This is a genomic window from Gordonia terrae, assembly GCF_001698225.1.
GTDB classification, from domain to species: domain Bacteria; phylum Actinomycetota; class Actinomycetes; order Mycobacteriales; family Mycobacteriaceae; genus Gordonia; species Gordonia terrae.
Genome location: NZ_CP016594.1, coordinates 3,772,631 through 3,787,283, shown reverse-complemented (window position 1 = coordinate 3,787,283; position 14,653 = coordinate 3,772,631). Strand labels below are relative to the sequence as shown.

13 protein-coding genes are annotated in these 14,653 nt (G+C 69.9%); 7 read left to right on the top strand and 6 right to left on the bottom strand.

All coding sequences use genetic code 11. The features are described 5' to 3' along the window. Positions 1-2: 2 nt before the first annotated feature. Positions 3-974, top strand: coding sequence for a putative RNA methyltransferase (locus tag BCM27_RS16995; protein ID WP_033203988.1), 972 nt, complete (start codon positions 3-5; stop codon positions 972-974). Here the strand turns inward: BCM27_RS16995 and glgA are convergent. Continuing rightward, the gene (glgA, locus tag BCM27_RS16990; RefSeq protein WP_004019234.1) at positions 953-2,119 is read right to left on the bottom strand and encodes a glycogen synthase; all 1,167 of its coding nucleotides are present in this window, start codon (positions 2,117-2,119) and stop codon (positions 953-955) included. The two genes, BCM27_RS16995 and glgA, sit on opposite strands and share 22 nt — an antisense overlap. A gap of 130 nt (positions 2,120-2,249) precedes the next feature. Here glgA and glgC point away from each other — a divergent pair, with 130 nt between their 5' ends. Beyond that, positions 2,250-3,464: a glucose-1-phosphate adenylyltransferase gene (glgC, locus tag BCM27_RS16985; RefSeq protein WP_004019235.1), complete on the top strand. Its 1,215-nt coding sequence runs from the start codon at positions 2,250-2,252 to the stop codon at positions 3,462-3,464. Here the strand turns inward: glgC and BCM27_RS16980 are convergent. The 3 genes from BCM27_RS16980 to cofD are packed head-to-tail and all read right to left on the bottom strand — an operon-like array spanning position 3,461 to position 6,437. Next, the gene (locus BCM27_RS16980; protein ID WP_004019236.1) at positions 3,461-4,057 is read right to left on the bottom strand and encodes an NUDIX hydrolase; all 597 of its coding nucleotides are present in this window, start codon (positions 4,055-4,057) and stop codon (positions 3,461-3,463) included. The two genes, glgC and BCM27_RS16980, sit on opposite strands and share 4 nt — an antisense overlap. Continuing rightward, positions 4,054-5,403, bottom strand: coding sequence for a coenzyme F420-0:L-glutamate ligase (locus BCM27_RS16975; protein ID WP_004019237.1), 1,350 nt, complete (start codon positions 5,401-5,403; stop codon positions 4,054-4,056). The genes BCM27_RS16980 and BCM27_RS16975 overlap by 4 nt, the downstream gene beginning before the upstream one ends. Further along, positions 5,400-6,437 (bottom strand): 2-phospho-L-lactate transferase, encoded by a 1,038-nt coding sequence (gene cofD, locus BCM27_RS16970; RefSeq protein ID WP_004019238.1) that lies wholly within the window; start codon positions 6,435-6,437, stop codon positions 5,400-5,402. Before cofD ends, BCM27_RS16975 begins: the two co-directional genes overlap by 4 nt. Positions 6,438-7,120: 683 nt before the next feature. Here cofD and BCM27_RS25955 point away from each other — a divergent pair. Beyond that, a complete protein-coding gene (locus tag BCM27_RS25955; protein WP_172622106.1) occupies positions 7,121-7,378 on the top strand; it encodes a WhiB family transcriptional regulator in 258 nt (85 codons plus the stop codon). 88 nt (positions 7,379-7,466) lie between these two features. Here BCM27_RS25955 and BCM27_RS16960 read toward each other — a convergent pair whose 3' ends face one another. Beyond that, positions 7,467-7,988: a metallopeptidase family protein gene (locus BCM27_RS16960; protein WP_004019240.1), complete on the bottom strand. Its 522-nt coding sequence runs from the start codon at positions 7,986-7,988 to the stop codon at positions 7,467-7,469. 118 nt (positions 7,989-8,106) lie between these two features. On the opposite strand from BCM27_RS16960, the gene BCM27_RS16955 reads away from it, so the two are divergent. The 3 genes from BCM27_RS16955 (at position 8,107) to manA (ending at position 11,173) form a co-directional block, all read left to right on the top strand. Further along, positions 8,107-8,616 carry a DUF3499 domain-containing protein gene (locus tag BCM27_RS16955; protein ID WP_172622064.1) on the top strand — a complete coding sequence of 170 codons (510 nt, stop codon included), beginning with the start codon at positions 8,107-8,109 and terminating at the stop codon, positions 8,614-8,616. Positions 8,617-8,732: 116 nt separating this feature from the next. Continuing rightward, positions 8,733-9,890, top strand: coding sequence for a hypothetical protein (locus BCM27_RS16950; protein WP_004019242.1), 1,158 nt, complete (start codon positions 8,733-8,735; stop codon positions 9,888-9,890). Continuing rightward, on the top strand, positions 9,887-11,173 hold the full coding sequence (manA, locus tag BCM27_RS16945) for a mannose-6-phosphate isomerase, class I (protein WP_004019243.1): 1,287 nt from the start codon (positions 9,887-9,889) through the stop codon (positions 11,171-11,173). The genes BCM27_RS16950 and manA overlap by 4 nt, the downstream gene beginning before the upstream one ends. 31 nt (positions 11,174-11,204) lie before the next feature. Here manA and eccE read toward each other — a convergent pair whose 3' ends face one another. Further along, positions 11,205-12,920 carry a type VII secretion protein EccE gene (gene eccE / locus BCM27_RS16940; protein WP_239450613.1) on the bottom strand — a complete coding sequence of 572 codons (1,716 nt, stop codon included), beginning with the start codon at positions 12,918-12,920 and terminating at the stop codon, positions 11,205-11,207. Positions 12,921-13,144: 224 nt separating this feature from the next. Here eccE and eccB point away from each other — a divergent pair, with 224 nt between their 5' ends. Then, entirely contained in the window at positions 13,145-14,641 is a 1,497-nt protein-coding gene (gene eccB / locus BCM27_RS16935; RefSeq protein ID WP_033203984.1) for a type VII secretion protein EccB, read from the top strand. Positions 14,642-14,653: the final 12 nt, after the last annotated feature.

Below are 14,653 nucleotides of genomic sequence, written 5' to 3'. Positions count from 1 at the left end.
ACGTGCCCCACGAGGGCAGTTCCCATGAGGCCCGGGCGGACACACCGACACCGCACCGGGCGCATGGCCTCACGTCGATCGTCGAGATCCTTCGATGCCCGGTGTGCACCGGGCCGCTCTCGGTCGACGGCACTGCCCTGCGTTGTCCCGACGCTCATTCATTCGACATCGCCCGACAGGGCTACGTCTCACTGCTCGACGGTCGGTCGGGGTCGTTGCGCGCCGACACCGCGGCCATGGTGGCCGCCCGGGCGCGTGTGCACGACGCCGGTTTCTTCGCCCCGGTGGTCGATTCCGTCGCCCGACTCACCGCCGAGTTCGCGAGCGGAGTCCCGCGGCCCGTGATCCTCGACGCGGGCGCCGGTGGCGGACACTATCTTCGCGCCGCGGTCGCGGCGAGCGGAACGTCGGACGGTGTCGTCGAATCCCCGGTCGCCGGAATCGGCATCGACCTGTCCAAATACTGCGCGCGCGCCATCGCCCGGGGGCCGCACGCGCTCGCCGCAGTCGTCGGCGACGTCTGGCGCGAGCTACCGGTCGTCGATGACGCTGTCTCGGTGGTGCTCTCGGTGTTCGCGCCCCGGAACGCGACCGAGTTCGCCCGGGTCCTGACACCCGATGGCGCACTGATCATCGTGAGCCCGGGGCCCGACCATCTCTCCGAGCTCATCGAGCCGATGGAGATGCTCCGGGTCGACGCCGCGAAATCCGCACGGCTCCATGCAGCGCTCGACGACGGTTTCGAGCTGGTCGACGAGGCTCCACTGCGGTACACCGCGGACGTCGGCGCCGGGATCATCGGCGATCTGGTCGCGATGGGACCCTCGGCATTTCATTCCGAGGAGGCCGACATCCGCTCTCGTGCCGACGACTTCGCCGGGGACGGCCGCGTACCGGTGACGGTGTCGGTCGTGGTCACGACGTGCCGGCCCACCCGCGGACGGCGCCCAGATCAGCGCCGGACGGACTCGTAGACGCCCAGGGTCTGTTCGGCGATCGACGCCCAGGAGAACTCGGCGTCGGCACGTTCGCGGCCGGCCGCACCCATCGCCGATGCCGCGGCCGTGTCGGAACCGACCGCGTTCACCGTCTCGGCCAGATCGTGTTCGAACGTCTCCGGATCGGCGGGGTCGTAGCGGACGAGGCGGCCGGTGACGTTGTCGCGCACCACCTCGGGAATGCCGCCGACCTCCGAGGCCACCACCGCGGTGCCGCAGGCCATGGCCTCGAGGTTCACGATGCCCAGCGGCTCGTACACCGACGGGCACACGAAGACCGTTGCCGCTGTCAGTATCTCGCGGATACGGGGGAGAGGGAGCATCTCGCGGACCCAGTGCACGCCGGGACGCGAGGCCGACAGTTCGCCGACCGCCCGCTCGATCTCGGCGCCGATCTCCGGGGTGTCCGGTGCGCCTGCGCAGAGGACGAGCTGGATCTCCGGGTCGAAACGGTGGGCCGCGGCCACGAGATGCGCGACGCCCTTCTGCCGCGTGATCCGGCCGACGAACGCCACGATGGGTCGGTCGGGGTCGAGTCCGAGGGCCGTGGGTGTCGAGTCGGGTCCGAACGGGTCGGCGACCGGATACCACTGCGAGGTGTCGATCCCGTTGCGCACCACGTGGACACGTTCGGGGTCCAGTCGCGGGTAGGTGTCGCAGATCTCGGTTCGCATGCCCGCACTCACCGCGATCACGGCGTCGGCGTACTCGACCGCATTGCGTTCGACCCAGCTCGACACCCGGTACCCGCCGCCGAGTTGCTCGGCCTTCCACGGACGCGACGGTTCGAGCGAATGCGCGGTGAGGACATGGGGCACGTCGTAGAGCTGCCCGGCCAGGTGCCCGGCGAGACCGGTGTACCAGGTGTGAGAGTGCACGACGTCGGCGTCGGCCGCGCCGACGGCCATCCGCAGGTCGGCCGAGAGGGTCGTGATCGCCGCGTTCGCCCCGGCCAGCCCAGGGTCGGGGGTGTACACCGCTGCGGTCTCCCGTTCGGCGCCCATGCAGTGCACGTCGACGGTGATGAGATCGCGGAGATGGCGGACCAATTCGGTGACGTGGACACCGGCACCGCCGTAGACCTCAGGTGGATATTCCCGTGTCATCATCGCCACCCGCATGATCTCGACGCTAGTGCCATCGCGCGCAGTTCGCCATCGGTGCCGGTAAACGGTCGCCGCGACCGGGACGCGGGCATTCTTCTGGCCCGGTCACCTGGCCGACGGGTTCGATGGCGGTTAAGTTGGGGGAGTGAGATCTGAGCCGCACGTCCTCGGCATCGTCCTCGCAGGCGGCGAAGGCAAGCGTCTGTATCCGCTGACGATGGACCGCGCCAAACCTGCGGTGCCCTTCGGCGGTGCCTACCGGCTGATCGATTTCGTGTTGTCCAACCTGGTCAATGCCGGTTACGAACGCATTTGCGTGCTGACACAATACAAGTCGCACTCGCTGGACCGGCACATCTCGCAGACCTGGTGGACGTCGGGATTCCATGGCGAGTACATCACCCCGGTCCCGGCCCAGCAGCGGCTCGGACCCCGCTGGTACACCGGCAGTGCCGACGCGATCTTCCAGTCGATGAACCTCATCACCGACGAACGGCCCGAGTACATCGTCGTCTTCGGCGCCGACCACGTGTACCGGATGGACCCGTCGCAGATGGTGGCGGCGCATGTCGAATCCGGTGCCGACGTGACGGTCGCCGGAATCCGCGTCCCGCGCGCCGAGGCGACGGCCTTCGGCTGCATCGACTCCGACGAGAGCGGCAAGATCACCCGCTTCCTGGAGAAGCCGTCGGATCCGCCGGGGACGCCGGACGATCCCGAGTCGACGTTCGCGTCGATGGGCAACTACGTGTTCACCACCGAGGCGCTGGTCGACGCGCTGCGCGCCGACGCCGCCGACTCGGACTCCGATCACGACATGGGCGGCGACATCATCCCGGCCTTCGTGCGCCGGGATACCGCGTATGTCTACGACTTCAAGGACAACGATGTCCCCGGTGCCACCGAACGCGACACCGGCTACTGGCGGGACGTCGGAACGCTGGACGCGTTCTACGAGGCACACATGGACCTCGTGTCGGTGCACCCGATCTTCAATCTGTACAACGGCCGCTGGCCCATCCGCGGCGAGACACACAACCTGCCGCCCGCCAAGTTCGTCCAGTCCGGGGTCGCCGAGGACTCGGTCGTGGGATCCGGCTGCATCATCTCCGGGGGCACGGTCCGCAACTCGGTGCTGTCCTCGAACGTCATCGTCGAGGACGGCGCGGTGGTCGAGGGCAGCGTGCTGATGCCCGGCGTCCGCGTCGGAAAGGGTGCCGTCGTCCGCAAGGCGATCCTCGACAAGAACGTCGTGGTGGGCGACGGCGAGCAACTCGGTGTCGACGTGAGCGCCGACCGCGAGCGGTTCTCGGTCAGCGCCGGCGGTGTGGTGACGGTGGGGAAGAACATCCGGGTCTAGCGCGGATGTCCGTCCCGCAAGGCCGCGCCGATGAGTGTCGCGATGTCGTCGCCGGCGTCGTCCGGGAGTGCATCGATCGGCCACCAGCGCAGATCCACCGACTCGTCGCTGCGCACGACGCGCGGTAGTCCGCCGTCGGACGTCGGTGCGGCGATCACCCGGTACCGGACGTCGAGGTGGCGCGTGGGGACGCCCAGCGAGCAGGTGATCGGGTGGGTGTGCAGATGCACGATCCCGCCTCCGGGATCGGCGGGGTCCGCCGAGTCGAGCACGAGGTCGGGCATGCCCGATTCCTCTCGCGCCTCACGCAGCGCCGCGTCGGCGATGGTGTCGTCGGCCGGTTCGCAGTGTCCGCCGAGCTGAATCCACTTGCCGACCCGGGGATGCAGGGTGAGCAGGACGTGCCGGCGGGTGGCGTCGAAGACGATCGCCGAACCCGTCAGATGTCCCGGCGCACTGGCTCGTAGGCATGCCTGCGAGGATGCCGCCAGGAATGCGAGGTACGTGTGACGGAGCGTGTCCTGGTCGGGATCGGATGTGTCCCAATGGGTGAGGGCCTCGACGGCGGATGCGTGCAGCGACTCGGCGGTCACAGCTCGAGTACCCAATCGGCGGTGGGGGCGGGGTCGCGCAGGCCCGCCGGCTCGAGGGGGTGACCGATCGCGACCGCGCCGAGTGGTTCCCAACTCGGGTCGAGGCCGAGGACTCGGCGTACGGTCGGCGCGGCGAAGATGGTCGACCCGATCCAGCAGCTGCCGAGGTCGCGCACCGACAGCGCCGTGAGCAGGGTGGCGACCGCTCCGCCTGCGGCCACGGTGAACATCGTGTGTTCGGCCGTGTTCCGCCGCTCGTCGGGGTACTCGTGAACGCCGTCGGGCACGAGGAACGGGATCACCAGTTCCGGGGCGTCGTAGAGGATCTGGCCGCGCCGCAACCGTTTCTCGATGGACTCGGTTGTCTTGGAATCCGATTCGAGGTCGGCGCGCCACTCCTGCGCCATCGCGTCGAGGAGTTCCCGGCGCCGCGGGCCGGACCGCACCCAGACGAAGCGGACCGGATGCGTGTGGTGTGGAGCGGGGGCGGTGAGCGCCTCGCCGAGCGCGGCACGCAACTCGGCGGGGTCGACAGGCCGGTCGGCGAAGTTCCGCACCGAACGCCGCGTGCGGATGGCCTCGCGACGTCCCTGGGCGATCGCCTCCTCGGTCCCGAGGCGGAACAGGTCCTCCTCGTAGGGGCGGATCAGATCGGCGGCCGTGGTCCCGTCGTCCGCCGGACCGAAGCCGCGGACGACGGCGACGGGGACCGCCGCGAGTTTGCCCTTCACGAGATCGGCCGCCGCGGCGAGTTCGTCGGCCACCGCGATCTCGGTGACGATCAACGGGTTTCCGTAGTCGTCGACACCGCCCTCATACGGATGGGTCACGGCGATGCCCGACGCGCCGATGGCGACGTCGGTCTGCCCGGTCCGCCAGGCGCGGCCCATCGTGTCGGTGATGATCACCGCGACGTCGAGGTCGGCGACCTCGGCGATGGCGAGTCGGAGGGCCGCCGCGCTGCGGTCGGGGTTCTCCGGGAGCAGTGCGAGCTGGTCGCTGCGTACGTTCGAGCCGTCGATCCCGGCCGCGGCCTGGACCAGGCCCAGCCGGTTCTCGGTGATCAGGGTCCGGTTCTTGCGTGCCAGCACGCGCACCGATTCGTCGTCGACGAGGCGCCGGCGCAACGCGTCGCGCTCCTCGGGGTCGCTCGGCGCGTCGACCATCCGGCCCTCCGCCTTGGAGATGATCTTGCTGGTGACCACCAGGACGTCACCGGACTCGAGCCACGGTGCGGCGGAGAGGATCTCGCGCGCGACGTCGGAGTCGGCGGTGAACTCGGGCAGGCCGGTCACCGGATGGATCTCGAGGTGGCCCGGGGCGCGGTGGTCGGGGCGGGCGGTCACGCGCTGCCCTGGTTGGAGTCGGGGAGCGCGACGTCGACGAGCGCGCACGCCGCGCGCACCATCTGGGCGGTGGAGGCGGGATCGGTCATGAGGAGGGGTGCGGCGCCGATGGCGATGCCGTCGACGGTGGCGTGGTCGCCCTCGGCGATCAACCACCCGTCCAGGATGCCGTTGCCGCTGCGGGCGCCGTAGTGCCCGGCGATGCCCTCTGCCGAGGACTCGACCTCGATCACCGACAGACACTCGTCGGCCATGCCGCGCAGCGGCCGATTGTCGATGACCGGGGAGATACCGACCACCGGGGCCTTCGTCTGCCGCAGCGCGCTGCGCATCCCGGGAACGCTGACGATCGCGCCGATGCTCACGACCGGGTTCGACGGCGCGAGCAGGACGACGTCGGCGTCGGCGATCGCGTCGAGGACGCCGGGTGCGGGTGCGGTGTCATCCGAACCGACCTGCGCGAAACCGAAGGTGGGGATCTGGGCGCGATGGCGCACCCACCATTCCTGGAAGTGGATCGCGACCCGTTCGCCGTCCTCGCCGTCGGGCTTGGCGACCACGACGTGGGTCTCGTGACGGTCGTCGGTCACGGGCAGGAGCCGCACACCGGGATTCCATCGGCGGGACAGCGCGGCGGTGACGTCGGACAGCCGGTACCCGGCATCGAGCATCTGGGTCCGGATGAGATGCGTCGCGAGGTCGCGATCGCCGAGGCCGAACCAGTCCGGATCGGCACCGTAGGCGGCGAGTTCCTCCTTCGCGTGCCAGGACTCGTCGCGCCGGCCCCACCCGCGTTCGGGATCGATCCCGCCGCCGAGGGTGTACATGCACGTGTCGAGATCAGGACAGATGCGGACGCCGTGCATCCACGCGTCGTCGCCGACGTTCACGATCGCGGTGATCTCGTGTTCGCTCGCCTGGCCCCCGGACGAGTCGTCCTGCGGGGCCGGGAACGCCGTCGGCCCGAACAATTCGCGCAGACCGAGGAGGAATCGTGCCCCTCCGACGCCCCCGACGAGTACGGTCACCTTCACAGCAGGTACTCCTTCACACCGCCACTGTAGTGCGCGGTGTGCGAGGGCGGTCAGGGGCTGTCGGCGCGGTCGGGGACGATTCCGACGGGTGCCGGGGTCGGTGTGACATTCACGTCGGGTTGAGGTCAATGTCGTGTCGAGTCACAGCGTTGTCGGATCCTGGTGGTAAACAGAGAATCTTTGACTTCAACTTGACCGCGACCGCCCCGGGCGTGTGTAATCACATCAGTGTCATTCCGAGTTTGAGATCGAGAACCTCTGGATCGAAAACCGCTGGACTTCAACGGATTCGATTGTATGTTCGAACTCGGGTGAGGGTCGGTTCCGGCACTTCGCGGGCCGTCGCTCGGGCGCTGTGTGTACGACTGATGTGGGAGTTTCCGCATCCGTAGTACAAGTGGTGTGGCAACAGTGGTGGGTGCGGCACACAGGCCGTGTTCGCAGAGGACGCAGAAACTACCAACATCCCGAGCTAGGAGGCGCCGACGATGGCTTTGGAAAACCCGATCGGCAATCCGCTTGAACCACAGAATCGCCCGCAATTCACCGCCGAGTTCAATACCCTTGGCCCCGTAGATGATTCGATGATCGGTGGCACCGCCGCTGCGTCGGTCATCGGTGTCGGCACCGATTTCGGACCGCCCGCCGCCGACGACGCGGACCCGACTCGCCGTCATCTCTCGTTGGTGCCCAACGACTTCGACGATCTCTTCGACGCCGTCGAGGACCAGTGGCAGGACCGCGCCCTGTGCGCGCAGACCGACCCCGAGGCGTTCTTCCCCGAGAAGGGTGGGTCGACGCGCGAGGCCAAGCGGATCTGCCAGGGCTGCGAGGTGAAATCCGAATGCCTCGAGTACGCACTGCACAACGACGAGCGCTTCGGGATCTGGGGCGGCTTGTCCGAGCGTGAGCGCCGTCGCCTCAAGCGCGGCATCATCTGAGTCGGCGGCCCCATCCGGGGATCGCCCGACGCATCGATCGACCTCACTGTCGGCCGGCCGAACGGCTACCGCAGTACTCGACCGCGGATCACTCTGGTCCGCGGTCGATCGTGTCTTCGTCGACGCCCAGGTGGGTCGCCACCTGTTGCACGAGGACCTCGTGGATCAGATCCAGCAACTCGGTGCCCTTCTTGGCCCGGGACTCCAGCGGCCGGCGGAACAGGATGATCTGCGCACGCGTCGGCGCACCGTTCACATCCATCCCGGCGGGAATCAGCCGAGCCAGTGGGACGGCGCCGTCGGCGGTCACCTCGTCGGGCCACTCGACGGTCTCCGGATCGCGCGGCAGCAGCCGCGGGATCTCGTCGACGGCGATGTCGAGGCCGGCGATCTGGTCATGCCACTGCGCGTCGATCTCCGCGAATGCCTCCAGCGCGACCGCGTCGAATTCGTCGGATCGGCTGTTGTGCGCGGGCACCCCCTGGGGGAGCAGCGGCGAGCGAAGTCCGCGTCCGCGACGATCGCGATGTCGCCCCACCCGCCGCCGGCCGCGGCGGGACTCCGGCAGGCCGGAGGAGCCACGTGGAGTCGGCTTCGGGTCGATACGCATGGCGAGAGTGTAGGAGGTCGGGTGAGCCCCTGTCTCCTCCGGCCGCCCGTGTCTTCGCCGGCCGCGCAGTGAGCGTGTCGTCGAGGTGGTTGCGAGCGACGAGGGCTAATCTCGTCACGTGAAGCTTCCCCGACTGTGCTGCCGACCCGGCTGCGCCCGATCCGCGGTGGCTACCCTGACCTTCGTCTACGCCGAGTCGACCGCGGTGATCGGTCCGCTCGCGACGTCGCAGGAGCCGCACTCCTGGGACCTGTGCGATGACCACGCCCGCCGGATCACCGTCCCGCGGGGTTGGGAGATGCTGCGCAGCGAGCGCGGTTTCTCCGCGCCGCCGGCCGAGGATCAGGAGCTGACCGCCCTCGCCGAGGCGGTCCGGGAAGCCGGGGCCGTCGCCGGGGGCGGACGCCCGCGGTATGTCGACCGCGGTCCCATCGACGCACTCGACGCCTTCGAGGACACCCACTTCGCCGACGCTCACCGCGAGGCCGTGGAGGATCGTCGATCGGGGCGCCACCGCGCCGGACCGGTCGATGCACCGTCGCAGCCGGCCGGGGCCCCGCGACACCAGACCCGCCCCCGTCCGGGACGTCGCGGGCACCTTCGGGTACTGCCGGACCCGGTCGACTGACCGGTCACCACCGCGCGGGGGGCGTGGACTCCGTCGACGTCGAGGAGGGACGTCGCCACCGCGACGATGTGCCGTTCCCATGCACACCGACTCCGCGAGCTGGCTACCCTGGTCACATGCGAACCGGTTCCCCCGACCTCGACGACGCCGAGGAGCTGATCTCGGCCGATGTCGACGGTTTGCTGAGAACGGTTGCGCTCGCCGGTGCGCAGGTACGCGCCGTTGCCGAAGCGGTCCGCGAAGGTGTGCTCGCGCCGCTCGCCGAGCTGCGCCCGCGCAGCGTGGTCGTGGTCCACGGGTCCAGCGGGGTGTCGCATCGGGCCACCGAGTTCGCGGTGGCGACCCTGGCGGCCCGGGTGGATGTCCCGGTGGTCAGCGGACCGGTGTTGCCCGGGTGGATCGGGCCGCTGGATGTCGTGATCATCGCCGGCGACGACGCCGGGGACATGGCACTCGCCGACGCGGCCGCGCGCGCGTTACGCCGGCGGGCGGAGGTGGTGGTGCTCGCGCCGGTGGCCGGTCCGCTCCAGGATGCTCTGGGCGGCAACGGAATCGATCTCGCGCCACGCTTCGACATCGAACCGCGTTTCCGGTTCGTCGGATTCGCGGCGGCGCTGCTCGCGGTGTTCGGGGCGCTGACGCAGGTCCGGTTCACCGGCGCCGTGCCCGTGCTCGACGACCTCGCCGACGCGCTCGACGCCGAGGCCACCACCGGGCATCCGGCACGCGACGCCTTTCACAATCGCGCGAAGTCGTTGGCGCTTCGGGTCCAGGGGCGTCCCACGGTGTGGACCGCGGACAGCCCAGCCGGTGCGGCCATCGCCCGTCACGCGGTTGCCGGGCTCGTCGGCCTGTCCGGGATCGTCAGCGCCGCAGCCGAACTCGCGGATGTCTCGCGGATGGTGCAGCTGCTCGGCGCGCGTCCGGACAGCGGACCCGCCGCCGACTCCATCTTCTACGATCCCGACTTCGACGGACCGCCGCCGGCCCCCGCGCCACGAGTTCAGGTCGTGTCGACCGGCCGGCGGGAGTGGTACACGCGCCAGCGCGTCGCCGGCCTGGGCGAGGTCGATGTGCTCATCGGAGCCGATCGTGCAGAGCAGACTTCGGCCGCCGGGGGCTCGGACGGTCGGGAATGGGACGACCGGCGCCCGGCGCCGGGCGAGGATCCGGTGGCCGACGGCCCGGGGGATGTACTGGATTTCCTGATCGTGGCACTACGGGTCGAGATGGCGGCGGTGTACCTCCGCCTGGTTGGGAACGCGATGCAATGAGGATTATCGACGGTGTGGTGCGCCCCTACGCGTGGGGTTCACGGACGGCGATCGCGTCGATGCAGGGCAGACCCGTCCCGTCGGCGCATCCCGAGGCCGAGTTGTGGTTCGGTTCCCACCCGGCGGGCTCGGCTCGCTGTGTGGACGTCGCCGGGATCCAGCAGGATCTCGTCGATGTGATCGACGCCGATCCGGTCGGCACGCTCGGCGCGGCGAGCACGGCCGCCTTCGGCGAGCGCCTGCCGTTCCTCCTCAAGGTGCTCGCCGCCGAGGAACCGCTGTCGCTCCAGGCACACCCGTCCGCCGAGCAGGCCCGCGCGGGATTCGAACGTGAGAACTCGCGCGGTGTCGGTCTCGAGGCCCGCGACCGCAACTACCGGGACCCGTGGCACAAACCCGAACTGATCGTCGCCACGACCCCGTTCGACGCCCTGGCCGGTTTCCGCCGGCCGGAGGACACCGTCCGGTTGCTTCGTGCACTGCAGGTGAGCGAACTCGACCCGTATCTCGGGATGCTGGCCGGCCAGCCGGATTCCGAGGGGCTGCGCGCGCTGTTCACGACGTGGTTGACGCTGCCCGAGTCCCTCCTCCGTCAACTCGTCCCGGCGGTGCTCGCCGGCGCGGTCACCGTTCTCAGCGCGGGCGAGTCCGATTTCGTTGCCGAACTGCGCACCGTCTGTGAACTCGGAGAGGCCTATCCGAACGACCCCGGTGTCCTCGCGTCGTTGCTGCTCAACAACATTCACCTCGAACCCGGGCAAGGGCTCTATCTGTCCGCCGGCAACCTGCACGCCTACCTCCGGGGTACCGGTGTGGAGATCATGGCGAACTCCGACAACGTGCTGCGCGGTGGACTGACGCCGAAGCACATCGACGTGCCCGAGCTGTTGCGAGTCCTCGACTTCACCCCCGTCGACGTCGCCGATCTGACACCGCAGGTGCGGACGATCGGTGCCGAACGGATCTACCTCACCCCCGCGCCGGAGTTCCGGCTGTCGCGTGTCGAACTCGACGGCACCGGGCTCCATCACGCCTCGTCGATCTGCTTCGACATGCCCGGCCCACAGATCCTCGCCGTGCTCAGCGGCGCGGTGGAGGTCCGGCCCGCGGGCGGGGCACCGCTCACCGTGACGGCCGGACGGGCCATGTGGATCACCGACGACGACCCGGACGTCATCGTCCGCGCGGCCTCGGCTCGCGCGGTCTTCTACCGCGCGCTGGTCCCGGCGGCGGTCACGGCGCATCCCGGACTGACCTCGACGGTGGCCACCGCGGCCGAATGATCCGGCCGCAGACCACGGTCGGTGCTGCGGGTCAGTGTCGGACGGGTGCCGGCGCCGCGGCTGCGGCGGGTTCCGGATAGCCGCCGATCAGGGTCCATTCGTCAGGGGTCGCAACCATCGTGACCAGGGTGGGCCGGTCGCCGGTGTCGAGCGAGATGTCCTGCGGGGTCCGCGGATTCTGCCGCAGTCCCACCGTGGCGCCGTCCGTCGGTTCTCCCAGTCCCGGAGCGACGACGATCATCCGGGTGGTGTCGGGCGCCGGGGAGGGCGGAGTGACCCCGTCGACGATGACCAGGGCCGGGCCCGGGCGCGCGGGCGTGCGGTGACCGGCGAGTGACAGCGCGCTCGGGTCTCCCACGGCGGTGACCACCGGTGTCCACCGGTGCGGGCGGTCGGTGTGCACGCGTACGGCGGCGCCGACCGCGACGGCGCGCAGGGCGATCTGGGCGACGACGTGGATGCCCGCGGCCACCGACACCGTGGAGATACCGGGCCCGACGAGCCGGGTCGCGACCGCACGGCCGGCGTGATCGGCCCCGATCAGCTGTCCGCAACCACCGGCCGGGAGGCGTGCCGAGGCGAGGAACGCGTCCGCCTCCGCTCCGGCGAGTAACGGAACCGCCCGGTCGAGGCGGGTCGAGGTCGAGATGGGGAGACTGGCTGCGAGAGCATCGAATTGGCGACCATCGAGCGGGATCAACCCGGCCGGCCACTCGGTCAGTGCGCGCCGCGCGGCCGGGAATTCGTTGAATCGGACGATCCCCGACACCTCGACGGTCGTGCGTTCACCGCGCCGCCTGCGCTCGGCTGCTCGCGGACGCAACTTCACGGTGACCGTCGTCGAGACCGCGGAGTTGACCCAGACGTCGCGGAGCACGGCGGTCAGCGCGGCCGGTTCGACGGCTGCGCTGCGCATCCGCAGACCCGCCACGCCGATCGAGTCGCGCTCCTCCGACAGCGAGTCGAGGGTCGCCCCCTCGGTCAGCTGCGTCGTGATCGCGGTGATCTGCGCGGCCGACAGAATCGTCGTCGACAGGCCTTGTTCGGCAAGCCTTTTCGCGACGCGGCGGGTAGTCACGGTCGCCGTGCGCAGGGCGCCGGTCGCGCCTCCGCCGCGGCGGGCGACGGCGTCGGCACAATCGAGCGGGTTCAGCCGCAGGACGACCAGAACCGACCGCTGGGCAGTCGCCGACAGCGGACCCAGAGTCCGGTCGTAGGTGGCCGGCGCGACGCCCGAACCCCAGACGCGCACGCCGTGGCTGATCACCTCGATGCTGCTCAGCTGGATGTCGTAGGGGCTGATGCACTCGGCGAGCACACCGAGGGGGACCACCTGGCCCGATTCATCGGCCATCTCGCTGTGCCCGGGGGTCAGATAGGTGACGGCGGGACCTCCCGGGTCCACCCGGACCACCGTCACGAGGGTGTCGCCGACCCATCGCGCACCGATGGTCGTCGGCGCCGTCGAACGACGGGCCGCGGCATGGGTGTTGGGCGCAGGCAATGGGATGTCGAAGGGGGCCGGGGCCAGATCGGCGTGGTCGCGACGCATGCGCGCCCACGAGAACGACAGGTGCGCGACGATCCGGCCGAACACCGACGGCCGATCGCCCAGGTGCACCAGGCCTGCCGAGACGACCACGGCGACACCGAGCGCGGTCGCGCCCCAGACGCTGCCGGACACGGTCCACACGACGAGCCCGATCGCCAGGATCGCCTCGATCAGGACGAGTGTGGGCAGTGCCATCCCACGCGTGTTCCGCTCCACGGTTGCGACCCCCTCGATCACCGCTGCCGACCGCCGTGTGGCGCCCACCGAGTGTGTGCACAAGCGGTGGAGCCCCACACGTCAGGGGCATGTTTGTCGGTTAGGCTACTACCGCGCGGCAGGGGGTATGCCGCAGGAGATCACAGCCCGCCCGCCGCCGGATGAGGTCCGGCGCTGTGGAACGGGTGCGGACAGGGGGAGTCGTGGCACGTCAGCTGACGACCAAAGCCCAGGTCAACGGTTATCGTTTCCTGATCAAGCGGCTGGAGCACGCGCTCGTTCGGCGCGACGTCCGGATGCTGCACGATCCCATGCGCTCCCAATTGCAGGCGCTCGTGGTCGGAACGGTGCTCGGTCTGCTCGTCCTCGGCGGGTGCGGGATCTGGGGCCTCATCCGACCGCAGGGTTCGGTCGGCGACGCCACGATCGTCGTCAGCAAGAACAGCGGCAGCACCTACGTGCTGATCGAGGACACCCTGCATCCCGTGCTGAACCTCGCCTCCGCGCGGCTGGTGACCGGGAGTTCGGAGTCGCCGACGTCGGTCGGGGACAACAAGCTCAAGCCGTACCCGCGTGGGCCCCTGCTGGGCATCCCCGGCGCGCCGGCCGCCCTGCCGGGATCGTCGCACGCGGACTCCTCGACCTGGACGGTGTGCGATTCGTCCACGGTGTCGGAGGCGCCGACCGAGTCGGTGGAACTGACCGTCATCGCCGAGACACCGCGCCTCGGCGATTCGATCGGGACGGCGCGCCCGGCCGACGCCGTACTCGTCGACGCCGGTGACGAGACCTTCCTCGTGTACCAGTTGTTCCGAGACGGTGTCTGGAGTCCGGTGCGCGCCTCGGTCGACACCGCGAGCGTGCCGGTGATGCGCGCCCTCGGGCTCGAGGGGGTCACGCCCCGGCAGATGTCCACCGGCCTGTTGAACACGTTCCCCGTGGTCGATCCACTTGCGGTGCCGGAGATCCCGGGTGCCGGGCAACCGGGCGCGGTCGACGGCGTGAGCATCGGCAGCGTCGTCAAATCGGTCGGCGTCGACGACACCACGACCTTTCACCTCGTGCTGCGCGACGGGGTCCAGGAGATCAGTGCCCCGACCGCCGAGCTCATGCGATTGGCCGACTCCGACGCCGCGCCGGTGGCCACTGTCGCACCGGGACAGCTCGCCGCGCTGAAAACCCTGAGCTCAGAACCCGTCTCGGACTTTCCCGAGATCGCACCGGAGCTGCTGAACGTGAGCGGCGATCCGACGCTGTGCCGCACCTGGACTCGCGACACGGGCGAACCCCGCGCGCAGACCTCATTGCTCGCAGGTCGCGAGCTCCCACTCGGTTCGGATGCGGTGCCGGTCCGTCTGACCTCGTCCGACGGCGCCGGTCCGAACCTCGATGCGGTCTACGTGCCTCCGGGTTCGGGTGAGTACCTGCAGGTGACCGGCAACGAAGCAGACAGCTCGCGCACCGAATCCCTGTTCTATGTCAACGATTCGGGCGTCCGGTTCGGCATCCCCGACTTCGAGACCGGCGGAATCCTCGGGCTCGGGGACTCCCCGTCCCGCGCCCCGTGGTCGGTCGTGACCCTGCTGGCACCCGGACCGAGCCTGACGCGCGAGAACGCGCTCGTGGCGCACGACGGTCTGGAGACCGCCCGGCTCGAGGCCGGTGCGGAGCGCACCGAGGCGCCGTCGGCAGGCGGATGATCGGCGACGGTG